Source organism: Arthrobacter sp. zg-Y844, assembly GCF_024385465.1.
In the GTDB taxonomy this organism is placed as follows: domain Bacteria; phylum Actinomycetota; class Actinomycetes; order Actinomycetales; family Micrococcaceae; genus Arthrobacter_B.
On the sequence record NZ_JANFLS010000005.1, the window covers coordinates 194,606 to 218,075 of the forward strand.

General features: G+C 64.3%; 21 protein-coding genes. 15 read left to right on the forward strand and 6 right to left on the reverse strand.

The window, feature by feature from the left end; all coding sequences use genetic code 11:
* Window positions 1-38 precede the first annotated feature (38 nt).
* From NNX35_RS15710 to NNX35_RS15720, 3 genes are all read left to right on the forward strand, one after another.
* The gene (locus NNX35_RS15710; RefSeq protein ID WP_255868279.1) at window positions 39-1,577 is read left to right on the forward strand and encodes a sulfatase-like hydrolase/transferase; all 1,539 of its coding nucleotides are present in this window, start codon (window positions 39-41) and stop codon (window positions 1,575-1,577) included.
* A gap of 99 nt (window positions 1,578-1,676) precedes the next feature.
* Window positions 1,677-1,823: a hypothetical protein gene (locus NNX35_RS15715; RefSeq protein ID WP_255868280.1), complete on the forward strand. Its 147-nt coding sequence runs from the start codon at window positions 1,677-1,679 to the stop codon at window positions 1,821-1,823.
* An 8-nt stretch (window positions 1,824-1,831) separates the two neighbouring features.
* Entirely contained in the window at window positions 1,832-2,980 is a 1,149-nt protein-coding gene (locus tag NNX35_RS15720; protein WP_255868281.1) for a N(5)-(carboxyethyl)ornithine synthase, read from the forward strand.
* Between the two features lie 13 nt (window positions 2,981-2,993).
* Here the strand turns inward: NNX35_RS15720 and NNX35_RS15725 are convergent, their stop codons facing one another.
* The gene (locus NNX35_RS15725) at window positions 2,994-3,419 is read right to left on the reverse strand and encodes a helix-turn-helix domain-containing protein (RefSeq protein WP_255868282.1); all 426 of its coding nucleotides are present in this window, start codon (window positions 3,417-3,419) and stop codon (window positions 2,994-2,996) included.
* A 115-nt stretch (window positions 3,420-3,534) separates the two neighbouring features.
* Between NNX35_RS15725 and NNX35_RS15730 the strand changes: the two genes are divergently transcribed.
* The 6 genes from NNX35_RS15730 to NNX35_RS15755 all read left to right on the forward strand — a co-directional run bounded on the left by NNX35_RS15730 (window position 3,535) and on the right by NNX35_RS15755 (window position 12,141).
* Complete coding sequence (locus tag NNX35_RS15730; RefSeq protein WP_255868283.1) at window positions 3,535-4,407, forward strand: aldo/keto reductase family oxidoreductase; 873 nt, start codon at window positions 3,535-3,537, stop codon at window positions 4,405-4,407.
* Window positions 4,408-4,444: 37 nt separating this feature from the next.
* Window positions 4,445-6,160, forward strand: a complete 1,716-nt coding sequence (gene murJ, locus NNX35_RS15735) for a murein biosynthesis integral membrane protein MurJ (RefSeq protein ID WP_255868284.1) — start codon at window positions 4,445-4,447, stop codon at window positions 6,158-6,160.
* Between the two features lie 89 nt (window positions 6,161-6,249).
* The gene (locus tag NNX35_RS15740; protein WP_255868285.1) at window positions 6,250-7,266 is read left to right on the forward strand and encodes an EcsC family protein; all 1,017 of its coding nucleotides are present in this window, start codon (window positions 6,250-6,252) and stop codon (window positions 7,264-7,266) included.
* A gap of 195 nt (window positions 7,267-7,461) precedes the next feature.
* Window positions 7,462-8,517: a DNA polymerase IV gene (locus NNX35_RS15745; RefSeq protein WP_255868329.1), complete on the forward strand. Its 1,056-nt coding sequence runs from the start codon at window positions 7,462-7,464 to the stop codon at window positions 8,515-8,517.
* Window positions 8,518-8,831: 314 nt separating this feature from the next.
* Window positions 8,832-10,325, forward strand: a complete 1,494-nt coding sequence (locus NNX35_RS15750) for an amino acid permease (RefSeq protein WP_255868286.1) — start codon at window positions 8,832-8,834, stop codon at window positions 10,323-10,325.
* Window positions 10,326-10,446: 121 nt separating this feature from the next.
* Complete coding sequence (locus NNX35_RS15755) at window positions 10,447-12,141, forward strand: cyclic nucleotide-binding domain-containing thioredoxin-disulfide reductase (protein WP_255868287.1); 1,695 nt, start codon at window positions 10,447-10,449, stop codon at window positions 12,139-12,141.
* Between the two features lie 28 nt (window positions 12,142-12,169).
* Here NNX35_RS15755 and NNX35_RS15760 read toward each other — a convergent pair whose 3' ends face one another.
* Entirely contained in the window at window positions 12,170-13,006 is an 837-nt protein-coding gene (locus NNX35_RS15760) for a PhzF family phenazine biosynthesis protein (RefSeq protein ID WP_255868289.1), read from the reverse strand.
* Between the two features lie 237 nt (window positions 13,007-13,243).
* Here NNX35_RS15760 and NNX35_RS15765 point away from each other — a divergent pair, with 237 nt between their 5' ends.
* From NNX35_RS15765 to NNX35_RS15780, 4 genes are all read left to right on the forward strand, one after another.
* The gene (locus tag NNX35_RS15765; protein WP_255868290.1) at window positions 13,244-14,008 is read left to right on the forward strand and encodes a hypothetical protein; all 765 of its coding nucleotides are present in this window, start codon (window positions 13,244-13,246) and stop codon (window positions 14,006-14,008) included.
* A 112-nt stretch (window positions 14,009-14,120) separates the two neighbouring features.
* Window positions 14,121-15,506 (forward strand): NAD(P)/FAD-dependent oxidoreductase, encoded by a 1,386-nt coding sequence (locus NNX35_RS15770; protein WP_255868291.1) that lies wholly within the window; start codon window positions 14,121-14,123, stop codon window positions 15,504-15,506.
* A gap of 1 nt (window position 15,507) precedes the next feature.
* The gene (locus NNX35_RS15775; protein WP_255868292.1) at window positions 15,508-16,335 is read left to right on the forward strand and encodes an SDR family oxidoreductase; all 828 of its coding nucleotides are present in this window, start codon (window positions 15,508-15,510) and stop codon (window positions 16,333-16,335) included.
* 163 nt (window positions 16,336-16,498) lie between these two features.
* Window positions 16,499-17,083 (forward strand): DUF3060 domain-containing protein, encoded by a 585-nt coding sequence (locus NNX35_RS15780; RefSeq protein WP_255868293.1) that lies wholly within the window; start codon window positions 16,499-16,501, stop codon window positions 17,081-17,083.
* Window positions 17,084-17,151: 68 nt separating this feature from the next.
* Here NNX35_RS15780 and NNX35_RS15785 read toward each other — a convergent pair whose 3' ends face one another.
* Window positions 17,152-17,361, reverse strand: a complete 210-nt coding sequence (locus NNX35_RS15785; RefSeq protein WP_255868294.1) for a DUF4177 domain-containing protein — start codon at window positions 17,359-17,361, stop codon at window positions 17,152-17,154.
* A gap of 201 nt (window positions 17,362-17,562) precedes the next feature.
* On the opposite strand from NNX35_RS15785, the gene NNX35_RS15790 reads away from it, so the two are divergent.
* The gene (locus NNX35_RS15790) at window positions 17,563-18,369 is read left to right on the forward strand and encodes a hypothetical protein (protein ID WP_255868295.1); all 807 of its coding nucleotides are present in this window, start codon (window positions 17,563-17,565) and stop codon (window positions 18,367-18,369) included.
* 122 nt (window positions 18,370-18,491) lie between these two features.
* Here NNX35_RS15790 and NNX35_RS15795 read toward each other — a convergent pair whose 3' ends face one another.
* Window positions 18,492-19,055 (reverse strand): GrpB family protein, encoded by a 564-nt coding sequence (locus NNX35_RS15795; RefSeq protein ID WP_255767323.1) that lies wholly within the window; start codon window positions 19,053-19,055, stop codon window positions 18,492-18,494.
* A 46-nt stretch (window positions 19,056-19,101) separates the two neighbouring features.
* Window positions 19,102-20,202: an acyl-CoA desaturase gene (locus NNX35_RS15800; RefSeq protein ID WP_255868296.1), complete on the reverse strand. Its 1,101-nt coding sequence runs from the start codon at window positions 20,200-20,202 to the stop codon at window positions 19,102-19,104.
* Window positions 20,203-20,517: 315 nt separating this feature from the next.
* On the opposite strand from NNX35_RS15800, the gene NNX35_RS15805 reads away from it, so the two are divergent.
* On the forward strand, window positions 20,518-21,813 hold the full coding sequence (locus NNX35_RS15805) for a DUF3500 domain-containing protein (protein ID WP_255868297.1): 1,296 nt from the start codon (window positions 20,518-20,520) through the stop codon (window positions 21,811-21,813).
* Here the strand turns inward: NNX35_RS15805 and NNX35_RS15810 are convergent.
* Window positions 21,810-23,153, reverse strand: a complete 1,344-nt coding sequence (locus NNX35_RS15810) for an APC family permease (RefSeq protein WP_255868298.1) — start codon at window positions 23,151-23,153, stop codon at window positions 21,810-21,812. The genes NNX35_RS15805 and NNX35_RS15810 overlap by 4 nt on opposite strands.
* Window positions 23,154-23,470: the final 317 nt, after the last annotated feature.

Here is a 23,470-nt window from a genome sequence, read left to right on the forward strand (position 1 = left end):
CGGCGAAAACGCGGGCACCTGGAACGCGAGGTATCTTCATGTCTGGCCAGATTCTTGACGTGACCCGACGGGTCGGCGTCGTTATGGGACGTGTCTTGGTCTACGTCCTGATCTGGCTCGGGTTGGCGATGCTCATTGCGGCTGCGGGTATCCGGTTCTTCTGGGGGGAAATCTCCGTGGGCCAGATGCTCCTGAACCTCGTCTCGGTGGAGACCGACGGCGGCGGCGGGGGCATTGTCTGGCTCGGCATCCTGGGCGTCGGTGTCCTGCCCCTGCTCATCACCGGCGGGATCGCCCTGTGGCAGTACTTCCGCCGCCGCAAGCGCCGCGACGGGGAGGACACACCTAACCGCTCACCGTGGATGATGCGCACCGTCTCCACCCTCCTGGTGGTCGCAGTGGTCATTGGCGGCACCACGGCCTTCGCCAGCACGGTGGGCATGGCCGACTACATCAAGGCGGCGAACTCCAAATACAACATCGGCGACTACTACGTGGAGCCGACCGTCACCGGGGCGGAGCAGAAGCGCAACCTGGTGCTGGTTTACCTCGAGTCCGGGGAAGCCACCCTCGCGGATGACCAGCTGTTCGAAAAGGACGCCTTCGTTCCACTCAAGGACACCACGCAGCCTTCCAAGGGGTGGCAGAGCGTGGAGAATTTCCAGCAGTACGAGGGCGGCGGCTGGACCATGGCCGGCCTAGTCTCCACGCAGTGCGGCGTCCCCCTGAAGGGCGTGGGCTCCTCCGACCAGAGCAGCGACGCCAGCAAGCTAGACGACGACGGCGACACTTACCTGGGTGGGTCAACCTGTCTTGGGGACGTCCTGGAAGAGCAGGGGTACACCAACGTTTTCCTGGGCGGCGCCAACGCCTCCTTCGCCGCGAAGGACACGTTCCTGGGCACCCATGGCTACTCCGAAGTGAAGGACCTCTCCGACTGGCGCGACGCCGGCGAACCGGAAGAGAACTTCCGCAAGGACTGGGGCCTGAGCGACGAACGCCTCATGGCACATGCCAAGGAGGAGGTCGACAGGCTGCATGCCGAGGCGGAGGAAACCGGGAAGCCGTTCAACCTCTCCATGCTGACGCTGGACACCCACGAACCGGTGCACGTCTACGACTACTGCAACGTGGATACCGAGAACAATGTGACCTCCGTGTTCTCCTGCTCCATGACCGAGGTGGCCGGATTCGTGGAATACATGGAACAGCAGGGGTACCTCGAGGACACCGCCGTGGTAATCATGGGCGACCACCTCAAGCACATGAGTGCCGGCGACGCTTTCCACGAGCAGCTGGACCATCACACCAACCGCACTATCTTCAACCGGGTCTGGGTTCCGGGCCAGGCAGCAGGCACCACGCTGCGCCCCGGTGCGGACCAGCTGAGCATGTACCCGACCATCCTCGAAGCCGCAGGCCTGACCCTCAAGGACCGTCAGGCCGGGCTGGGTGTATCCGCCTTCACCTCGGAGATTCCGGTCGAATCGGCGCAGGCCATGGAGCGGGATGCCTACGTCGAACTGCTGGAATCGCTTTCCCCGCAGTTCTACGCGGAGGCCTGGGCCGGGCGGTAGGCACCAACAGGCCCTGTTCGCTCCGCCTCCAAGCGCCCGGCTGCGGTGCATGTATGGTTCAGAGTCAGGAACCGCCTCGGTTCCGCTACAGGAGCGAACATGTCTGACAAGTCCCCGCGCCAAGCAGCATCGAAAAAGTCCGGCAAGTCCATCAAGGAAAAGCGTGCCGAGAAGAAGGCCGCCGCGGCTCCGCCCGCCCTCGACAAGGCCTCCGGCACCAAACCCGCACCGCCCAAAAAGAAGTGAACCGCCCCGTGGAGCGTCTCACCCTCGGCGTCCTGTCCAGCACACGCAAGCCCGATGAGCGGCGTCTGGCCATCCACCCGCTTCACCTGGAACGCATCGCCCCGGAGGTCCGGCGGCAGCTGCTCCTGGAAGAAGGCTACGGAGACAAGTTCGGCGTTCCGGACATGGAGCTGAAGCCGCTCGTTGGTGCTGTGCTCCCGCGGGCGCAGATCCTGGCGGAGGCCGACGTCGTCCTCCTGCCCAAGCCGCAGCCCGAGGACCTCGCCGAGCTGCGGGACGGGCAGACCCTCTGGGGCTGGCCGCACTGCGTCCAGGACCGCGCCGTCACCCAGCTCGCCATCGACAAAAAGCTCACGCTGATCGCCTTCGAAGCGATGAACCATTGGGCTGCCGACGGCGGTTTCGGCCTGCACGTCTTCCACAAGAACAACGAGCTCGCCGGGTACTGCTCCGTCCTGCACGCCCTCAGCCTGACCGGGTCAACCGGCGACTACGGGCGCCGGCTCAGCGCCGTCGTCATCGGCTTCGGCGCAACGGCACGCGGCGCGGTCACTGCCCTGAATGCGCACGGCATCCATGACGTCCAGGTCCTGACCAACCGCGGCGTCGCGGCGGTCGGGTCGCCGATCCACTCCGCGCGGATTGTTCAGTTCGACCGTGACGACAACTCGCCGTTCCTCAGCGAGGTCATCACCGAAGACGGCCGGGTGCCGCTGGCCCCGTTCCTTGCCGAGAGCGACATCGTGGTCAACTGCACGTTGCAGGATCCCAACGCCCCGCTGACCTACCTGCGCACCGATGACCTGGAGGCGTTCCGGCCCGGCAGCCTGATCGTGGACGTGTCCTGCGACGAAGGCATGGGCTTCGAGTGGGCGAAAACCACCACGTTCACCGACCCGATGTTCGAGGTGGGCGAGCACATCAACTACTACGCCGTCGATCACAGTCCGTCCTACCTTTGGAACTCCGCCAGCTGGGAAATCAGCGAGGCGCTCCTGCCCTTCCTGGAAACGGTCATTGCCGGTCCTGCGGCGTGGACGGAGAACGAAACCATCCGGCGGGCAATTGAAATCCGCGACGGTGTGATCCTCAACGAGGACGTGCTGCAGTTCCAGCAGCGGGAGCCCGCCTACCCGCATCCGGCGCTGGGTTCCTAGCCCGGGCCAGGGGTCAGGCGCCGCGGGAGTCGTAGGCGGCGCGCTCGGCGAAGACGTCATCCATGTGCTGTTCCGCCCAGGCCTTGATGCCGCGGGTTAATCCGTGCAGGGAGCGCCCAAGATCGGTGAGCTCATAGCTGACGGTCACCGGCACCGTGGGGGTGACGGTGCGGGTGAGGAGACCGTCCCGCTCCAGTGAGCGAAGTGTCTGGGTGAGCATCTTCTGGCTTACGCCGGCCAGCACCCGGGACAGCTCGGAGAAACGCAGCGGGCGGGGATCGCCGTCGCAGTCCGGCCCGCTGCCGAGGGCGGCCAGGGCCAGCGTGACCCATTTATTGGAGATCCGGTCCAGCAGTTGCCGGCTGGGACAGGCATCCAGGAACGCGTTATACGCATCTTTCTCCTGCGCTCGTTTCTCTGCCGCTGTCATCGTGGCCATTGCTGCCCTGCCTTCCGGGTTACTTGGGCACTTTCAGGTGCCTACTTCCTGCGGGGAAGTTGCGTCTCCATAGTGGACTGCGGAAGTAAGGATCACCACCCCTGAAAGGCAGAACATGAGCACATTTACCACATCGCTTCCCGGCGGCACCTGGACCTTGGGCGACCTCGAGGTGTCCCGCTTTGGATACGGGGCCATGCAGCTCGCCGGACCGGGGGTGATGGGACCTCCGCCGGATTACGACGGCGCCCTCTCGGTCCTGCGCGAGGCCGTCACTCTCGGCATCACCCACGTCGACACCGCAGAGGCCTACGGGCCGCACATCACCAACTCGCTCATCCGCGAGGCGCTGCACCCCTACCCCCGGACCCTGCATGTGGTGACCAAGGTGGGGGCCGACCGCGACGACCAGGGCGGATGGACCCCGGCACGGAAGCCTGACCAGCTGCGCCGTGCCGTCGAGGAGAACCTGGAGACACTCGGTCTGGATGTTCTGGACCTGGTGAACCTCCGCATGGGAGACGCCCACGGAACCGTGGCCGGATCCCTTGCCGAAGCGCTGGAGACACTCGCGGAGCTCCAGCAGCAGGGGCTCATCCGGCACCTCGGCGTGAGCAACGTGCTGCCCGAGCAGGTAGCCGAAGCACGCAGCGTTGCCCCCATCGTCTCGGTGCAGAACATGTACAACCTTGCCTTCCGCCAGGACGACGGCCTGATCGATTCCCTCGCGCAGGACGGTATCGCCTACGTGCCGTTCTTCCCGCTGGGAGGTTTCAGTCCGCTCCAATCCGAGGAACTCTCCGCCATCGCCGCACGCCTGGGTTCAACCCCCATGTCCGTGGCCCTGGCGTGGCTGCTGCAGCGTTCCCCGAACATCCTGCTTATCCCCGGCACCTCCTCCGTAGCGCATCTGCGGGAAAACGTGACCGGCGCTGCGCTGATGCTGTCCACGGAGGATGTCGCGGAGCTGGACACCATCGGCGGGTAGCGCGGGTTCCTGCCGCGCATCTGGAACGATGGCCTCCATGAGTTCAACCGCGGCGCCCTCGAATGCCGATCAGGCAGACCGGGAGGCCCGCGTGGCCCCGAACAGCGGTTCGGCCGCGCGGGCCAGCGCTGTTATGGCAGCCGGCACCGTCGTGTCCCGGGTGCTCGGCCTGGTCCGGACGGCGCTCCTCGCCGCTGCTATCGGCGCCTCGGGTGGGGTGTCGGACCTGTTTTCCTACGCGAACGCCCTGCCGAACTTCATCTACCTGATGGTCGCCGGCGGGGTGTTCAACGCCGTTTTGGTGCCCCAGATTGTCCGGGCCAGCCGGCAGCCGGACCGGGGCGCAGATTACGTCAGCAGGATCCTGACCCTCGCCGTAGCGGCGCTGCTGGTCCTCACGGTGCTGGTGACGCTGGCGGCTCCGGTGATTATCGATGCGGCGACGCGTTTCACGGACGGCAACCTCGCCCTGGCCACGGCGTTCGCCTACTGGTGCCTGCCGCAGATCTTTTTCTACGGGTTGTACGCCGTGCTGGGCCAGATCCTGAACGCCAACGGCTCCTTCGGTCCGTACATGTGGGCTCCCGTGGTGAACAACCTGGTGTCCATCGGCGCACTGGTGGTGTTCCTGTCGCTGATGGGCGCCGAACAGGCAGAAGCGTATAAACCCGAAACGTGGACGCCGGAGCATACGTTCCTGCTGGCGGGAGGCATGACGCTCGGCGTCGCCCTTCAGGCGCTTCTGCTGTTTCTCCCGCTTCGACGCCTGAAACTGGGACTGAAGCCGAAGTTCGGCCTGCACGGCACGGGGCTTAGACGCACGGGCCGGCTGGCATCCGTCACGATCGTCACGATGCTGGTCGGCAACGGCCTGTACATCGTCAATCTCTACGTTGCCACCATCGCCTCCGACGCCCGGCACACACTCACCGACTCGGGCCGGCCGGACCGGATCGCGGGCCTGGCGAACCTGGACATCGGGGCCATGGTCTACCAACTGCCGCACGCCGTGATCGCCCTGTCCCTGGCCACGGTTATGTTCAACCAGCTTTCCGCTGCCTATGCCGGCGGGAACCTTCCGGAGGTACGCGCGGTGCTGTCCCGGGGGCTGCGCATCACCGGTGTTGCCACGGTGTTCGGCGCGGCGGCCCTGCTGGCATTCGCCGGGCCGCTCGGAATGCTCTTCAGCGAATCGCCCGAGGTGGCCACCCTCAACGGAATCATCATCGCCATCCTTGCCGTGGGAGCCCCGTTCCTGAGTGCCAACTTCCTTCTCGGCCGGGTGTTCTATGCCGGTGAGGATGTGAAGACGCCGTTGAAAATCCAGCTGATCCTGTCCGGAGTTGGAGTGGTTCTCGCCGTTATTGCGGGCGTACTTGATCCCCGGTTAATTGTGCCGACGCTCGCCGCCGCCTATTCCCTCGGCAACGTGATCGCCGTCGTCGTCAGTCACCTCTTCCTCACGCGGGCGATTGGTCCTTACGGTGCCGGACAGGTCTTTGACGCGCACGTCCGGTTCACGGTTGCCGGCATTGTCGCTGCCCTCGCCGGGACGGCCGTGTCCTGGGCGTTCGGAGGGTACGACGCCGGCGGGTACCTTTGGCAGTCGAAGTTCCATGCCCTTGTGGTGCTCTCCGTGGGTGGGGGCCTTATGGGCGCTGTGTACTTGGGCATGCTGAAACTGCTTCGGGTGGCCGAGTTGGGCCAGCTTGCCGGGTCGCTGCAGGCGTTGGTCCGGCGGGGCCGCAACTGACCGTCCACCGCATCCAGTTGTCAGCTGCCGAGCGAGCTGACTGGTAGGGTCATCCTCGACCTGCACAAGCACCATCGAATGGACCCTCATTGAGCACTAACGTGGACCCGCTCCTCCCCGACGCTGTAACCAAGATGAGCGCATACGACCAACAGGTGTGGGACAGTCTCAATGGCCATTGGGAGCGCCGCAGCAACCGCCGAGGGCTGCCGAACTGGGCAAACTCTGCAATCAGTCGGACGGGCGAGGTAGCGGGAACTGCCGGGCGACGGGTAGCGGATGCCGTGCCCGACAAGGTCATGGAACCCATCCAGCGCGCTGGCGGAGCGGTGGCCGATAAGGCCATGCGACCGGCCATTGAAAGTGCAATAGCGATGCTGGAGCTATTCAACGATTGGGCCCTTGAGCTCAATGACCCAAAGAGCGTCGAGAAGCTTGCTCGCAAACGTGGCCTTGATATCAACAACTTCGCTGACCTGCAGAAGCAGGATCTGAAGTCCTGCGATCGTTTGCTGACTCTGAACACCCTCAAATGGCGAAGCGCTGGTGCGCTCGAAGGCGGTGCCATGGGTGTGCTGGCCCTGGTTCCGGTCGCGGGGATTCCAGTCGCGATGACGGCGGACATGCTTGTCATTCAGGTTCTCAGCACCTCGATCGCAACGCGGATTGCATACTCCTACGGTTATGACGCGAAGGACCCCGAGGAGCAGCTGTTTATCCAGCGTCTGGTAAGCAGATCCTTCATGAAACAGGCAGCCAAGGCTAAGCCGATACGCGACGTCGCGCACGCTGCCGATGCCCTTAAGGGACGCGTAAAGTGGTCTGAAAAGCTCCGTGCGGATCATCGACTCGTGGCCGTACTTGAGAAATTAATGCAGCAGCTAGGGCCTGCCGGTTCCAGGGTACCCGTTCAAAACGTTGCCAAGGTTGTGCCATTCATTGGTGTCGTAATCGGCGCCGGCACCAATGCGGCGATACTCGGCGCTGTCGCAACGGACGCCCAAAGGTACTGCCAAACACGGTTCCTGTGCGAGAAGTATGACCTGCCGCTGCCGGCTGCGCTTGCCACCGATCCTGTTGACGAGGGCGCAGCTGCTGACCTCTGACTACTTGCCACACGGTCAGAACCTACTCGGTCTTGGCGACTAGGAACCCGGTCAAGGTTAGGTCGACCCGGGTCCACCTTTTAGAGATCCAGCGGTGCGGCCCTGGAGGAGACTACATGGCGCCGTTCTTTGCCCGAAACCGATGATTGTCCGGGCCCGTTAGGGCACACTGGTCGCGTGAACGCTATCCCCTGGGTGCTGCACGTCGACCTCGACCAGTTCATTGCCGCCGTCGAAGTGCTCCGGCGCCCGGAACTTGCCGGCAAGCCGATCATCGTCGGCGGCCGGGGCGACCCGACCGAACGTGCCGTGGTGTCCACGGCTTCCTACGAGGCCAGGGCGTTCGGCGTCGGGTCCGGCATGCCGCTGCGGATCGCGGCCCGGAAGGTGCCCGACGCCGTGATCCTGCCGGTCGATGCCGAGGCCTACCTCGAGGTTTCGGACACGGTGATGGCCACGCTGCGCGCCCAGCCCGGCGCCGTCGTGCAGGTTTTGGGCTGGGATGAGGCCTTTGTGGGTGTGGAGACTGAGGATCCGGAGGCCTACGCCCGCCAGCTTCAGGCCGACGTCCTGGACCGCACGCAGCTGCACTGCAGCGTGGGCATCGGCGACACCCTGATCCGCGCCAAGAACGCCACGGATTTCGGCAAGCCCGCCGGCGTTTTCCGCCTCACCACCGCAAACTGGCTCGACTTCATGGGCCAGCGGCCCACCAAGGAGCTGTGGGGCGTCGGGAACAAGATCTCGGGCCGGCTGGCGAAGCTGGGAATCAATACTGTTGCCGAGCTCGCCGCGGCCGATCCGCAGGCGCTGGTTCCGGAGTTCGGGCCGAAGATGGGCCCCTGGTACAACGAGCTGGGCCGCGGGGACGGCACCAGCGTTGTGGACGACACCCCGTGGGTCGCCCGGGGACACAGCCGGGAGACCACCTTCCAGCAGGACCTCATCGAGCCGGCCCAGGTGGACGACGCCGTGCGGGAGCTGACCGCGCAGGTCCTGGCCGATGTGGCAGCGGAAGGGCGGCCGGTGATCGGGCTGACCCTCAAGGTCCGGTACGCGCCGTTCACCACCAAGACGCATGCGCGGAAGATCCCCGAGACCTTCGACCGGGAGGACGTCCTCACCCGAGCCCTGGATCTCGCCGGCGCGATCGAACCCGGCCGACCGATCCGGCTGTTGGGCCTGCGGGCCGAAATGGCAATGCCCGACGACGCCCGGAAGGGTCACACGCCTACGCGCGGCGGGTGGTGAAGGGCCTGCACCCGTTTTGACGCTCCGGTGTGACTACTGCCATAGTCTTCGGGTGAACTTGTCAGGGATCCGAACAATCGGACAGCATGAGTTAGCTCCTGCGAGCGCCCCTCAACGCACTCTGCGGCGGTTTAGAGGCTGAGCAGGCGCCTGACAGAACACATCGAAGAACCCCGCCTTTCCCTGCCCTAGGGGCGCACGCCCTGATCCGGCGCAGGGAACCCGTACCCCGGACCGGGCCGCCCGCCGGCGAGCAGCCCACCGAACTCTTCAGCCCGCAGCACCCCGCGAGGCTGAGCAAGCAAAGGACCCCCATGACACAGCCATCACCGGTCACGCAGAGGCCGGCGATCCCGGACTCCGCGCGTGCGGCGAACGCCTCTGAACCCACCTTCCACCACGAGGAAGAGGGCTATCACAAGGGACTCAAGCCCCGCCAGGTCCAGATGATCGCCATCGGCGGCGCCATCGGCACCGGGCTGTTTATGGGTGCCGGCGGCCGCCTGGCCACGGCAGGGCCGTCGCTGGTCATCAGCTACGCCGTCTGCGGTTTCTTTGCTTTCATGATTCTGCGGGCCCTCGGCGAGCTGGTTATGCACCGGCCCTCCTCCGGCTCGTTCGTCTCCTACGCCCGCGAGTTCTTCGGCGAGAAGGCCGCCTTCGTCACCGGCTGGCTGTACTGGCTCAACTGGGCGATGACCGCGATCGTGGACATCACCGCCGTCGCGCTCTATATGAACTTCTTCCGGAAGTACTGGCCGCCCATCGCGGATGTACCGCAGTGGACCTGGGCCTTGGCCGCCCTGATCCTGGTGCTGGGCCTGAACCTGGTCAGCGTCAAGGTGTTCGGCGAACTCGAGTTCTGGTTCGCGCTGATCAAGGTGGTGGCCCTGGTTTCCTTCCTGATCGTGGGCATCTGCTTCGTCATCTTCGGCACCCCCGTGGACGGCCAGCAGGTCGGCTTCAGCCTGATCTCGGACAACGGCGGCATGTTCCCCAACGGCCTGCTGCCCGCCGTCGTCGTAATGCAGGGCGTGGTGTTCGCCTACGCCTCGATCGAGCTCATCGGCACCGCCGCGGGCGAGACCGAGCACCCGGAAAAGATCATGCCCAAGGCCATCAACACGGTGATCGTGCGCATCGCGGTGTTCTACGTCGGCACCCTGGTGCTGCTCTCGCTGCTGCTGCCCTACAGCTCCTACAAGGCCGGCGAAAGCCCGTTCGTCACGTTCTTCGGCTCCATCGGGGTGGACGGTGTGGACGCGATTATGAACCTGGTGGTCCTGACTGCCGCACTGTCTTCGCTCAATGCGGGCCTATATTCCACCGGCCGCATCATGCGCTCCATGTCTGTTGCCGGCTCCGCCCCGAAGTTCGCCGGGCGGATGAACAAGGCGGGCGTCCCCTACGGCGGTATCGCCCTGACCGCGGTCGTTGCCCTGCTCGGCGTCGTCCTCAACGCCGTTGTTCCCGCCCAGGCCTTCGAGATCGTCCTGAACGTCGCGTCCCTGGGCATCATCAGCACCTGGGCCATGATCGTCCTGTGCCAGATGGAGCTGACGAAGCGGGCGCGGCGCGGCCAACTGTCCCGCCCGTCCTTCCGGATGCCCGGCGCACCCGTGAGCGGCTGGATCACGCTCGCGTTCCTTCTCGCCGTGCTGATCCTGATGGCCTTCGACTCGCCCGTCGGCACCTGGACCATAGCCTCCCTGGCGGTCATCATCCCCGCGCTGATGCTCGGCTGGCGGCTCTGCCGCGACCGCGTCCTCGAACTGGCCGCGGTCCGCGACGGCGACGCCGGGTTGTAGCGCCCGTAGTTCCGGCGGCCCCTCCATTTCCGGGTCCAATCAGGTAATCTCACTGCATCCTCAATCCATCTCCCGGCTCCGCGTTTCCCCGGATGAGCATCATCCCTGCGGAAGGATCACCATGACGGATATCAGTGAGCACCCCGCCCAGCGCACCGGTGCCGTGCCGCGTCTTTCCGACTCGCAATGGGCAAGGCTCCTCGGCATGGCCGCACCCGCCGACGTGAACGCCGGCGACTATGTCTTTCGTGCAGGGGATTTGAACTATCCAATGATCCTCGTCGAATCGGGGTCCATTGAAATGGTTCGCGACCCGTTGTGGTGGGACGACGAAACAGTTCTCAGCACCCTGGGGCCACGCTCGTTCGGCGGTGAACTCGGGCTGCTCAACGGACAGTCCGCGCTCCTGTCGGCGCGGGTGAAGGATTCCGGGCGTATCCGGCGCCTGGCCCGCGAGGATCTGCGGCTGGTCATGAACCAGGACGACGACCTCGGCGGGATCGTTCTCCATACCCTGTGGGAACGCCGCGAAGCACTTCGTCGGGGCCCCGCCGCCATGACACTCAAGTTCATCGGGACGGAAGCGTCGAGTGAACTGCTGGCTCTTCGCCGCTTCGCTGAACGCCTGGATTTGATCCATACCGTCTTCGTCGTCCCGGTGGACGGCATGGGTGCCCTCGATGGCCACGGCATCGCACCCGATGACCTGCCGGCAGCGCTCATCCAGGGCAAGCTGATAAAGCGTGCGACGCCGGGGACTATCGCCGAGCGCCTCGGGTTGAGTTACCAGCCCCATCAGGAGGGCTCGACGGACCTGCTGGTCGTTGGCGGCGGACCTGCCGGGCTCGCGGCGGCCATCTATGCAGCCTCCGAAGGGCTGAGCACGGTGGTGCTCGACGCCGTCGCGCCCGGCGGCCAGGCGGCGTCGACATCCCGAATCGAAAACTTCCTTGGTTTTCCCTTCGGAGTGGCCGGTGGAGACCTCATCCGCCAAGCAACACTGCAGGCGATCAAGTTCGGGGTGAGGATCTGGGCGCCCTGCGATGCGGTGTCGCTCGAGACGATGAATGACGGTCTCAAGCTCACGCTGGGTGACGGCGCTATCCTCCATACCCGCACCGCATTGATTACATCCGGGGCCTCCTATCGAAGTCTCGGAGTTCAGGGGTGGGAGGACTTCGAGGGACACGGAATCTACTACGCCGCTACCAGCCTCGAGGCGCGCCAGGTCGCAGGGCACCCTGTGGTTGTGGTGGGCGGGGCAAACTCAGCCGGCCAGGCCGCGCTCTATCTCGCCTCCCATGGATGCCCGGTCCATCTGGTGGTGCGGGGAACAGAGGTTGGGGCGCGGATGTCCTCCTACCTCGTGGACCGCCTGCGGGAGAATTCCCGGATCTCTATCCATACCGAGTCGAACATCATCGGTCTGGTAGGTGGCTCCGCCCTGGATTCGGTCCGGATCGATACCGCCGGTGCGGTGGATGCGCGCGGATTGTTCTGCTTCATCGGAGCCGACCCGGCCAGCGCCTGGCTGCCCACCCTGGACAGGGACACTGCGGGCTTCATCCGCACCGGAACAGACATCGCCATCCAGTCCTTGGAACAGTGGCAGCCGCTGGGCCGCGAACCGATGCCCTTCGAAACCTCCACCCCACGCGTTTTTGCAGCGGGGGATGTCCGTCACGGGTCCATGAAGCGCGTCGCGGCAGCGGTCGGGGAAGGGTCAAGCGCCGTCGCGTCCGTGCACCGGGCCCTTAGCGACCCTGCCAGCCCGCTCGCCCGTCCACCGCGTTCTCCCGCCGGGCGAAGCACCTGACCGCGTCTCGGAACTCGCGGGCTGCACGCTACAGCCGGACGGTCCCCTCGATGCAGCTCATGACCTGTCCGCCGACCCAGATTTTCCCGTCGCGGAGACTGATGTGCACCCGGCCCCGGCGTCCGAGAACTGTTCCCTGCGATGCCGTGAAGGGCGGGGTGGCCAGCCCTGTGTCGATCAGCCAGCGTGCCAGACCCGCGTTCAGGCTGCCGGTCACGGGGTCTTCCCAGACGGGGTCGCCTCCGACGAAGGCACGCACCTCGAACTGGGTTTCCTCCGTAGGCTCGTGCGGTCCTACCACACCGATTTCCAAGTCGCCGGCCTTGGCCGGGTCGGGCTGCAGGCTCAAGACTTCCTGTGCCGAGGAAAGCCGAACGCCAATCCATCGAGGACCATTAATCAGCCACGACGCATCAAGGATGTTCTCCCGCGGGATCCCCAGGATTGCCGCTATCCGTTGGACGAGCGGCTCGTCCACGGGTTCGTAGCGGGTCAGGGGCGGCGCCTCGAAGGCCAGTTGATCCTCCGCTACACGGATCGGGATCAGCCCTGCCGCACATTCCTGGATGACAGTTCCGTCGAGCCGTGGCGATCCCCCGGCGTCCAGCCAGGCCTTGGCGGATCCAAGCGTTGGATGACCCGCGAAAGGCAGTTCTGCCATGGCGGTGAAAATCCTCACCCGGTAGTCGGCCTTCGGGCTGCTCGGTGGCAGGAGGAACGTCGTCTCCGAGAGGTTTGTCCAGGTGGCGAACCGCTGCATCTCTTCGGTACTCAGGCCGTCGGCATCGTGAACAACAGCCAAGGCATTGCCCCGATACGGCTCAGAGGAGAACACATCGACTTCGCTGTAGGGACGGACTTTCATGGCGCCACTGTAACAAGGTGCCTCCGGCGGGCCTGGCGCTGAGGCCCGCGCCAATCCACCCTGGGGTTCAACCTCCGGGAATTCAAAGTCTGCCGAGACGGTTATATAGGGGTAGAACATCTGCTTTTGGCGGCAGCCTAAACCCGGGACCGGAGTCCACAGCCGATGACCGGGGTGTAGTTGTAATCTGGCCGTAGGTGGCCTGCGGCTCCGCCACTATCCATTCACGAGAGGATCATGATGTCTCGCCTTACCGTGGGGAACATCTTCAAAGTCACCGTCGCGCTCCTCTTCTTTCCTTTTATGCCACTCCTGGTGCTGATGATCGGGGTGCGCAGGAGTAACTGGAAAGTGATCCTTGAGGGTGGCCTGTACGTTGCGCTCGTCCTGGCGGCCGTTGCCCTGCCCGGGACCGCAGCGCAGTTCATCCTCTCGTTCTTCGTGGTTCTCGGGCTCATAGCCGTAGCGGGCATGCGGTCCTACATGCTCCGGGACCTGTGGCTGCACCCCAGGACCCGGGGACCGCAGGTTATGACCCAGTCCCAGCCAGGGGCAGGAACCACGCCGCCGGAGGACTTGTCCTCCGCTTTGGCCTGGTCTGCCGCCCTCGCGAAACGAAACAGGAGCCGTCTTCCGTCCGAGGCGTACGCCAGCATTCTGGAAACCTGCCAGACGCTGGACGCGGTGATCGACGCCGAAACTCGCCAGCCGCTGGGCGATCCCCAATTTGAGTACGAACTGTCCGCCACGGTGCGCGACTACCTGCCGAGTGTCCTCCAGAATTACGTAGCCATCCCGCCGAAGATGCTGGAGACCAAACAGGCGAGCGGAAGGACCCCCAACGAGGAACTGGCCGAGCAGTTGCAGCTCCTTGCCGGACAGGCCGAGACGCTGCACTCAAGCCGTCACCGCCGCACCTCTGCGGAGCTGACCAATACGGGCAACTTCCTTCGGGAGCGGTTCGGGCACCGTCAGGGCGGCTTCGACTTCGGGATTAAGTAGCCAGGACGACGCCGCCTGCCGGGGTGTTGCTAACGCTGGGCGCGGCCGGGTGAGTCTACAGTGACGTAGGTCACATGATCCCCGGTCCCAGATCCATCTGCTTGGAGCGCCAATGACGACAGTCCACAGCACCCCGCCCACCCACGAGCTCGGCAGCAGCGAGCGCGACCGCGTATGCGTCATCGGCGCGGGCTGCTCCGGAATCACGGCGGCCAAAGTTCTCCATGAACGGGGACTTGCCTTCGATTGCTTTGAACTCTCGGACCGGGTCGGCGGCAACTGGGTATGGGGCAACAGCAACGGGGTGTCCGCGGCCTACAAGTCCCTGCACATCAACACCTCGCGCAGCCGGATGGAATTCAGCGACTTTCCCATGCCCGCGAACCTGCCCAATTTCGCACGCCACGACCAGGTCGCGGCGTACTTCGACGCCTACGTCGACCACTTTGGGTTCCGGGACAAGATCACCTTCAACACCGGTGTGGAGCACGTGCGTCCCCTGCCCGGCGGCGGCTTCGAGGTTCGGCTGAGCACCGCCGAGACCCGGCGCTACGGCTCGGTCATAGTGGCCAACGGCCACCACTGGGACCCCCGCATGCCGGAGCCGGCCTTCCCCGGCGCCGAAGGCTTCACCGGCGAGCAGATGCACTCCCACGACTACACGGACGAGCAACAGCTCACCGGCAAGCGGATCGTGGTGCTCGGCATGGGCAACTCGGCCATGGATATCTGTACCGATGCCAGCTACCACGCGGCCGAGACCTACCTCTCCCACCGACGGGGCGTGCACATCATTCCCAAGTACGTCTTCGGCAAGCCCTTCGACGAGATCGGAGCGCACGAGAAGATCCCGTCCCGGGTCCGCTGGGCCGTCGCCCGCGTGGTCATGCGCGCCGCCACCGGCCCGATGTCGCGTTACGGCCTTCAGGAACCCGACCACAAGTTCGCCCAGGCCCACCCGACCGTCTCCAGCCGGATACTCGACCGGCTGGCCCACGGCGACGTGGTCCCGAAGCCCAACATCCAGCGCTTCGACGGCGACAGCGTCGTCTTCACCGACGGCACCCGCGTCGCGGCCGACCTGGTGATCTACTGCACCGGCTACAAGATCTCGTTCCCGTTCTTTGACGCCGGCTTCCTCGACCCCTCCGGGGATAACGAGATCCGGCTCTACCAGCGGATGTTCCACCCGACGGTGCCGGGGTTGTACTTCATCGGACTGGTCCAGCCGCTCGGCGCGGTCATGCCGATCGCCGAGCGGCAGTCCGAGCTCGCCGCCGACCATCTCCAGGGCCGCTACGCCCTGCCCGAGCGGGCCGCGATGGACGCCGAGATCGACCGCCACCGCAAGGCGATCACCAAAAGGTACGTCGCCAGCAAGCGGCACACCATTCAGGTGGATTTCGTCGATTACATGCGTGCCCTGCGCAGCGAGCGCGATGCCGGAGCGCGGCGCGGAACCGCTGCGCAGGCCGCAACCGACCGCGTGGGGGCCTGACATGGCCGGGAACACTGAGCAGCACTCACGCCGCATCGCCGTCGTCACCGGCGCCGCCCGCGGCATCGGACATGCCACCGCGGCCCGGCTGCTGCGCAATGGTTGGAAAGTCGGCGCGTTCGACATCGAAAGTGAGGGCCTCGCCGAACTCAAGGACATTGCTGCCGCGCACGGCACGACGGTCGTCACGGGAGCCCTCGATGTCCGGGACGCCCAGCAGTGGCGCGAAGCCCTGGCCTCCGTTTGCGAGGACCGCTTGGACCTTCTGGTCAACAACGCCGGGCTGCTGGCCGCCGGGCCGTTCGTTGATACCGATCTTGAACGGCACCGCGCGCTCGTGGACGTCAACGTTCTCGGCACCATCAACGGTGCGCATACCGCGTTCCCGTACCTGAAAAATGCTGACAGGCCGGTGCTGCTCAACCTGGGATCAGCCTCAGCCATTTACGGGCAGCCTGACCTTGCCACCTACGGCGCCACGAAGTTCGCGGTCCGCGGCCTGACCGAGGCACTGGAACTGGAATGGGCGGAGCATGGCATTGCCGTGCTCGATCTGTGGCCGCTGTTCGTCAACACCGGGATGGTCAAGGGCGTCAGTATCGGGGCTATCCAGTCGCTCGGCGTGCGGCTGAATGAAACCGACGTTGCCGCAGCTGCTGTCGCCGCCGTGGAACGCATCATCAGGTCCCGTCGCGATCGGAAGTGGCCCCGCAACGTCCATCACGCCGTCGGACCGCAGGCACGCTTCCTGGTCATGCTCTCCCAGGTGACTCCGAACTGGGCCAACCGGCTCATCACCGACCGTCTCACCCGGCGGCCGGCTGCCTGACCCCCCAGTGTTCTGCGGAGTTACATGGCCATGCCACCCCGGATGCTGGAGAATAAAACAGGCAAGCGGAAGTGCCCAAAATGAGGGATTGCTCGGGCAGCTGCAGGTTCTCTCCGGGCAGGCCGACCTAACACCCAGCCCCGCCTAGCTGAGGAGAACCCGCATGTACCGAAGCCGCATCTCCGCGCCCGTGCTTACCGCCGTCGCCGGCCTGGCACTCATCACCGGATGCTCCGCTGATCCGGCGCCTACACCCGAGGAAACCGGAACCCCATCATCAACCAGCGTCGGAACACCGGAAAGCACCGCCACGGCCTCCGCGACAGACCCAAGCGCATCAACGGCATCAGGCTCCTCCGGTGCGACGATCACCCTTAGCCGCGGGCAAGAACATAAAATTACGGAAGCGAACACCAGCGTCAGCATTACCTGCTCCGACGGCGGGGACATCGACGTCGAGACAAATGGCTCAACCGTCCGGACCACTGGTCAATGTGAAGACATCGACATCCGGGGCAATAACAACACCGTCAGTGGCGAGGACGCGGAAAGCCTCGACATTGAGGGCAACAATAATGAAGCCACCCTCAGCAATGTGCCGGACATCGATGCGGACGGAACCGCGAACACCGTCGACGTCGAGGTGACCCGTGACATCGACGTCGAAGGAGAGAACAACACCGTTACCTACACCTCCGGGGACCCCTTGATCGAAACCGAGGGTACGAACTCCGTCTCGGCCCGATGAACACGAGCGTGGGCGGACGAGACGGCGGCGAGTCGAGCCGCGGGCTGAACCTTTAGCACTCTGGGCGCCTACCCCAGGCTCTCGAACACCATCGTCGCCTGGATGCGGTCGCCGCCGCCGAATCCCTTGCTCCCGCTGCTCGCGGTGGTGATGGTGTGGAGCCGGTAGCCCTTCGCCGCCTGGTCGTTGATGGCCTTTTCCAATGAGGTCAGGTTTCCCGAACCGGTTCCCAGCAGTTTCTCTTTGAGGATTTCCTGTAAGACGACGTAGTGCGGCATTTGCGTTGATCCTTCCGTTCCTGACCGATTAGGCGCAATTTTACTCGATACAGGCCGCTGGTCCTTCGGCCGAATTCCGCCGTTTTCAGACGCGAGCAACGATTTTTCACCTGCCCTTAAAGACGTTTCTGAATCCTGGTGGCCTGAGTTGTGGATATCGGCGGATAGACTGCAATTCAGCTTGATTCCAAGGAGTACTACATGTCGCGTCTCACCGTGGGGAACGTCCTCAAGGTCATATTTGCCGTCCTTTTCTTTATGTTTATGCCTCTGATTGTGCTCATGCTCGGCATACTCAAAAAGAACTTGAAGGTGATTCTCGAGGGCGCCCTTTACGTCGTCCTCTTTGTGGGCGCCTTCTCCGTCCCCGCGGAAAGCCCCTTCTACACCGCGGCGTCCTTTGTAGGTCTCGGCTCCATAGGTGTATCGTCCCTGCGGTTCTACATGCTTCGCGATCTTTGGTTGAGTAGGAGGGTTAAGAGCCCCGGGCGTAACGTCACCGGCCAGCCGAATGCACCGTGGCCGTCTGCCCCCACCCCCTCTCCGGCAGGGGCACCAACCGCTCCGTCTGCACAGGACCTGTCGCAGTCTTTGGCATGGGTTGCCGCGCACGCCAAGCAGAACAAGAACCGGCTTCCCGCAGACGCGTATGTCAGCATTCTGGAAACCTGCCAGACGTTGGACACAGTTATCGACGCGGAAGCACAGCAGCCGATGGGTGATCCCCAGTTTGAGTACGAGCTGACCGCCACCGTGCGGGAGTACCTGCCGGCCGTCATACGTGGATACTTGGCCGTTCCTCCCAGCGTGGTGGACAACCGCCAGGCGAACGGGAGGACCGCCAACGAGGAACTGGTGGAGCAACTTCAGCTCCTCGCCCGGCAAGCCGACACGCTGCACTCCAGCCGTCACCGCCAGACGTCGATGGACCTGGCCAACACCGGAAACTTCCTGCGTGAACGGTTTGGGCACCAGCAGGGCGGCGGGTTCGACTTCGGCATTAAGTAAAGGTTGAAGGCGGTTAGGTGCCGGCGGTACCGGAGCTAAACCACGCTCGTCAGCACACCCCCGTCCACCCGCACCGCGGCACCGTTCGTCGCGGACGCCACGGGGCTGGCTACACTCCCCCGTTAGCGTCCGCGAGCGGCTCTTGCCCGTGCCTTGATCGCCAGGATGACGTCGGTCTTGGCGTCGGCGTAGTCGTTCATGTCCTCCCACTGCCTGCTGAGCAGCGCTCTCTTGGTGCTCTCATAGAGGGCGCGGTCGTCCGCATTTGCCCGCAGGTGGTCACGCAGGATGAGGTATTCGTCCACGGCAGGATCGTCCCTCCCGTACAGGTGCACGTGCACGTCACGGGCCGGTGTGCGTACGAGGCGATGTCCCGGTTCGCGTACCCGCAGTTCGTATCCGGCGGCGATTAGCGGATCGAGGTAGTCCTCTTCTGCGGTGATGTCCTCTACCGCAACCACGATGTCGATGATCGGCTTTGCTGCCAGTCCCGGAACCGCCGTCGAACCGATGTGCTCGATCCCGGCGTGCGCTGTCCCGAGGGCAGCCTCAATGCGGTGACGGTGAGTGAGATAAATTGCCGGCCACCGGTCGTCGTAGCTGTGGAGGTGAAGTTCGAGTCTCTCCGGCCCCCCGATCAGCTCCAGCGTCGTCACGTCCGGTCGTCGCGGTTTTTGGCTTTTCATCACCAGAGCAGTCTTGCAGGGCGTCCGCTGACCCCGCGATCCGCCGTTACACGCGGTGCGTGCTGGCCAGCGGGCATGCCCACGTATCGACCCCGCCGCGGCCCACCCTGTTGATATAGGCGGTGACGTCCTTCAAGGATTGGCCAAACCCGGTTTCGGTGTACCGCACGCCCAGCTGATCACAGTACTGGCGGACCAGCGGGGCAACTTTCCGCAGATTCGGGCGGGACATGGAGGGAAACAGGTGGTGCTCCACCTGGAAGTTCAGTCCGCCCATAAAGGTATCCACCCACCGGCCGCCGGTGATGTTACGGCTCATCAATACCTGGCGGCGCAGGAAATCGATGCCCGCTTCCCGGGGCGCAATCGGCATGCCGATGTGGTTCGGGGCGAAGGAAATACCCATGTACAGCCCGAAAACGGCGAGCTGGACGCCGATGAACGCTGCACCCTTGCCCGGTGAAAGCACGAGGAAAACCAGCGCCACGTAACTGACCAGGCGCACAGTGATGAAGCTGAGCTCCACCCACCGCCGCTTGATCCGGCCCTTTCCCAGTACCCGCTTGATGCCCTGCACATGCAGGTTGACGCCCTCGAGCAGGAGCAGCGGGAAGAAAAAGTAACCCTGTTTGGTGGCAAGCCAGCGCGTGAAGCGGTTCTTGCGCGCTTCGGCTGCCTCGGGGGTGAAGGCCAGGACGCCGGGAGCGATGTCCGGATCCGTGCCGACCTTGTTCGGTGCAGCATGATGCTTGCTGTGTTTTGCATTCCACCAGCCAAGGCCCATGCCGGCGAAGAGATTAACCACGATCAGCGAGACCCACTCATTCCACTTCGGCGACACGAAGATCTGCCGGTGCGCGGCGTCGTGCCCCAGGAACGCGATCTGCGTCATCAGCAACGCCAGCACCACCGCGGTCACCATCTGCCACCAGGTGTCCCCCAGCAGGATGAACGCCAGGGCCAGCACCAGGCCAATCAGGGTTACCCCAATCAGCTTGGCCCAGTAGTAGCCGTAGTTCCGGCGCATATAGCCGGCTTCCTGGATCTGCCGGGTCAACGCCGTGAAGTCGCTGGTGTGCCGCTGGCGGGCCGGGCCAGCCGGCCGGCGTTTGCCTTCTCCACTCGCATCCACACTGGTACCCGTCATAACGGCGTCGTCCATAATTCACTTTCATATCGGCGGACAAAGTCCATGTCATATTAGCGAACAGCACCCGATTCGCTCCTCGGCCTTCGCCTGGGGTGCAGATCTGGTGCTGTGTGCATTTCCGGCTGGGGGCCGGTCGATCCTAAGTGTGCTTATCGTATATGCAAGACGTCTTTTTCGTTTCATTTCCGTGGCGGAACGCTGAGCCGTGTTGGTGCATAAGCCGATCCGTCTCCGGATACTCGACACCCGCTTTCAGGAGGCTCTCAGCAACCAGGAAGCGAACGGCAAGCGGCGTTTTCTACCGTGTTGACTATGAGATCTTCCGGAACCACCGTTACCCTGCCCGCGGCGTCGTTGGTACGACGGCGCGCCCTGCGGGTCGTCTCACTCCTCCTGGCAGGCGGCCTCGCCCTCACCAGCTGCGCGGCCGACGTCGCTTCCACCGCCGGCACCGCGTCCCCTTCGGCTGCGAGTGATTCGAGCAGCAGCACGGCCGCGGAAACAGGCACGGAAACGACGTCGCCGACGACAACCGAAGAGACGATTTCCTCGACGGCAGCTGCCGCTGAGGCATTCCTGGCGACGCTGAGCGATGAGCAACGCGAGACAGTCCTGTATGACTACGGCGACGCGACGAAGACAACCTCCTGGTCAAACTTTCCCGTGACGTTCGTCCAGCGTGCCGGCCTGAATCTGGCCGACCTGAGCGATGAGCAGGAGACCGCAGCATTGGCGGTGCTGCAGGCGCTGCTTAGCGACGAAGCGTACGACACGGTGTCCGGCATTATGGGTGGCGACGAGTACCTGCAGCAGAACAGCAGCAGCACCGAGCAGTCCCTCGGCCAGTACTACATCGCCTTCTTCGGCGAGCCGTCTGACACCGGCGCCTTCGAAGTGCAGTTCGGCGGCCACCACCTCGGTATCAACGCGACCCTCGACGGCGCGAGTGACGCGATCACGTTCGCTCCCACCCACCTCGGTGTGCAGCCTGCCGTTTACACCGACGCCGACGGCAACGAAGTGCAGCCGTTCGACGGCATCTACACCGACGCGTTCGCATTCTTTGACAGCTTGACGGGGGAACAGCAGGCTGCGCTCACGTCGGGCGACGTCAGCATGTGTGCCCCTGGCGATACCTGTGATTTCGACGCCGGAGCCGGCTTCACCGGCGCCGATCTGACCGACGCTCAGAAGCAGTTGCTCCTCGATCTCATCGCGAACTGGTCCGGCATGGCTGACGAGCAGACCACTGCCGATTCCCGGGCGAAGATCGAGGCCACCCTCGATGACACCGTCATCGCGTGGTCCGGGGAGACCACGTACGACATGAGCACTGGGGACGGTATCTCGTTCTCCATCTCGGGGCCGAACGTTTATGTCGCCTTCCAGGCGCAGCAGGGCTCGGCAGGCGCGGATGTCGACGGAGTGTCCACCTCCGGCTGGGGACACGTCCACACCATTTACCGCGACCCTACAAACGACTATGCCAACAGTGTGGTGCAGGAAGCGGCCTCCGGCATGGGCGGCGGCAACGGTCCCGTCGGCGGACCACCCGGGGACGACGTTCCCGGCGGCGGTACCCCGCCCAACGGTGGCCCGCCTCGTTAGCTACTAGCGTTCACGCGTTCCTGGCGTTTGCGTCCGGCCCTGGCAGCGAGGAACAACAAGGATCCGACCACTGCGTAGGCGGCGGCGCCGAGCCAGACGATCCCGGTTTGTTGTGTGAGGAGTGCGATGCTCGCAATGATCGCGAGGATCGGCAGAATTCGGGGGGCTGAGAAGTGGTCGTGGTCCACTTTGTCCTTTTTGAGGACGAGGACGCTGACGTTGGCAGAAAGGAACACCAGGAGTAGGAGCAGCACGGTGGTTTCGGCCAATGTGGCGACATTCCCGAGGAGGGTAAGGACGATCGTCAATCCGGCAACCACAATAATGGAGACCCAGGGAGTGCGACGGCCTGGCAGCACGCGGGCGAAGGCGTGAGGGAGCAGTTCTGCTTCTGCCAATCCGTAGCCGACACGACTGGCCATGACCATGAACAGCAGTGCTCCGTTGGCAATGGCGATCAGGGCGATGATGCTGAATAGTCCGGGCGGGATTCCTACGCCGCTGGCGGCGACGACGTCGAGCAGAGGACCGGTGGAGTCGGCCAGTTCGGCCGGGGGCATGACAATGACCGCACCGAGAGCGATGAGGAGGTAGACCACTCCAGCGGTGCAGATGGCACCGAAAAGTGCGCGGGGGTAGGCCTTGGATGGGTTACGTACTTCCTCGGCCATGTTTGCTGCGGCCTCGAAGCCCAGGAAAGAGAAAAACGCGACGATCGATGCGGCGAAGGCACCTTGGAAGGGCGGTACGTCCGGCGCGAACTCGAGGAGCCGGGAGGGGTCCCCGTTGCCGGAGGCGAGGACGATGGCGGCGACGACGATGACGATGACGAGGCCGGTTACCTCGATGACAGAAGCTACGAGGTTCGCGGCGAGGGACTCCTTGACGCCGCGAAGGTTGATCAGCGTCAGCAAGATAATAAATACGATCGCCGCGGGGGCAGCTGGCACGTCGATGAGCGCGGTGAGGTAATCGCCCGCGAAGGCGTTCGCGAGGGCAGCGGCTGTGGTGATTCCTGAGGCCATCATCAGGAAGCCGACGATGAATGACACGTAGGGGATACCAAAAGCCCGGTCTGCGTAGCGCGCGGCTCCTCCAGCGTGCGGGTACTTGGTGATCAGTTCCGCGTAGGTCGCGGCAGTAAGTAGCGCGACGACCAGTGCGATCAGCAGGGGTATCCAGATCGCGCCGCCGACGTCGGCGGCCATGGTACCCACGAGGGTGTAGATGCCGGCCCCGAGGGTGTCGCCCACGATAAATGCGAACAGCAGCGGCACACCGATTGCCCGCTTCAGCCCGGGCTGTGCGTTTGATGTGGTCGTGCCGGGATCCTTCGTCATGGGGCTATTGGATTCTGTTTGTCGTCCCTGCGCAACTACTTTGGCGAAATCCAGTGCACCAAAAGCGTTGAGGCAGGTAGTCGAGCATTATTTTCCGGCTCGCAGGCCTATCGTCATTCACCCAGCGCCATAAGCTTCGCTCATGAGAGACGACGAGGCGCCGCGATCCAAGAAGTCCTGGGCCTTGATCTGTGGGCTGATCGTCCTGTTGAATACCCTGAACTTCGGGCTTCAATCCGGGCAATGTGTCGACTACATATCCGAATCCGGAGCGGTTTCCACTTGCTCCTTGGAGCCAGCGGTTGGCTGGCCAGGAA

Bases quoted from the DNA above. Each gene is read 5' to 3' on its own strand.
- NNX35_RS15710 (WP_255868279.1), top strand. From the start codon at position 39: ATGTCTGGCCAGATTCTTGACGTGACCCGACGGGTCGGCGTCGTTATG.
- NNX35_RS15715 (WP_255868280.1), top strand. From the start codon at position 1,677: ATGTCTGACAAGTCCCCGCGCCAAGCAGCATCGAAAAAGTCCGGCAAG.
- NNX35_RS15725 (WP_255868282.1), bottom strand. From the start codon at position 3,419: ATGGCCACGATGACAGCGGCAGAGAAACGAGCGCAGGAGAAAGATGCG.
- NNX35_RS15730 (WP_255868283.1), top strand. From the start codon at position 3,535: ATGAGCACATTTACCACATCGCTTCCCGGCGGCACCTGGACCTTGGGC.
- murJ (WP_255868284.1), top strand. From the start codon at position 4,445: ATGAGTTCAACCGCGGCGCCCTCGAATGCCGATCAGGCAGACCGGGAG.
- NNX35_RS15750 (WP_255868286.1), top strand. From the start codon at position 8,832: ATGACACAGCCATCACCGGTCACGCAGAGGCCGGCGATCCCGGACTCC.
- NNX35_RS15755 (WP_255868287.1), top strand. From the start codon at position 10,447: ATGACGGATATCAGTGAGCACCCCGCCCAGCGCACCGGTGCCGTGCCG.
- NNX35_RS15760 (WP_255868289.1), bottom strand. From the start codon at position 13,006: ATGAAAGTCCGTCCCTACAGCGAAGTCGATGTGTTCTCCTCTGAGCCG.
- NNX35_RS15765 (WP_255868290.1), top strand. From the start codon at position 13,244: ATGATGTCTCGCCTTACCGTGGGGAACATCTTCAAAGTCACCGTCGCG.
- NNX35_RS15770 (WP_255868291.1), top strand. From the start codon at position 14,121: ATGACGACAGTCCACAGCACCCCGCCCACCCACGAGCTCGGCAGCAGC.
- NNX35_RS15775 (WP_255868292.1), top strand. From the start codon at position 15,508: ATGGCCGGGAACACTGAGCAGCACTCACGCCGCATCGCCGTCGTCACC.
- NNX35_RS15780 (WP_255868293.1), top strand. From the start codon at position 16,499: ATGTACCGAAGCCGCATCTCCGCGCCCGTGCTTACCGCCGTCGCCGGC.
- NNX35_RS15785 (WP_255868294.1), bottom strand. From the start codon at position 17,361: ATGCCGCACTACGTCGTCTTACAGGAAATCCTCAAAGAGAAACTGCTG.
- NNX35_RS15790 (WP_255868295.1), top strand. From the start codon at position 17,563: ATGTCGCGTCTCACCGTGGGGAACGTCCTCAAGGTCATATTTGCCGTC.
- NNX35_RS15795 (WP_255767323.1), bottom strand. From the start codon at position 19,055: ATGAAAAGCCAAAAACCGCGACGACCGGACGTGACGACGCTGGAGCTG.
- NNX35_RS15800 (WP_255868296.1), bottom strand. From the start codon at position 20,202: ATGACGGGTACCAGTGTGGATGCGAGTGGAGAAGGCAAACGCCGGCCG.
- NNX35_RS15805 (WP_255868297.1), top strand. From the start codon at position 20,518: ATGAGATCTTCCGGAACCACCGTTACCCTGCCCGCGGCGTCGTTGGTA.
- NNX35_RS15810 (WP_255868298.1), bottom strand. From the start codon at position 23,153: ATGACGAAGGATCCCGGCACGACCACATCAAACGCACAGCCCGGGCTG.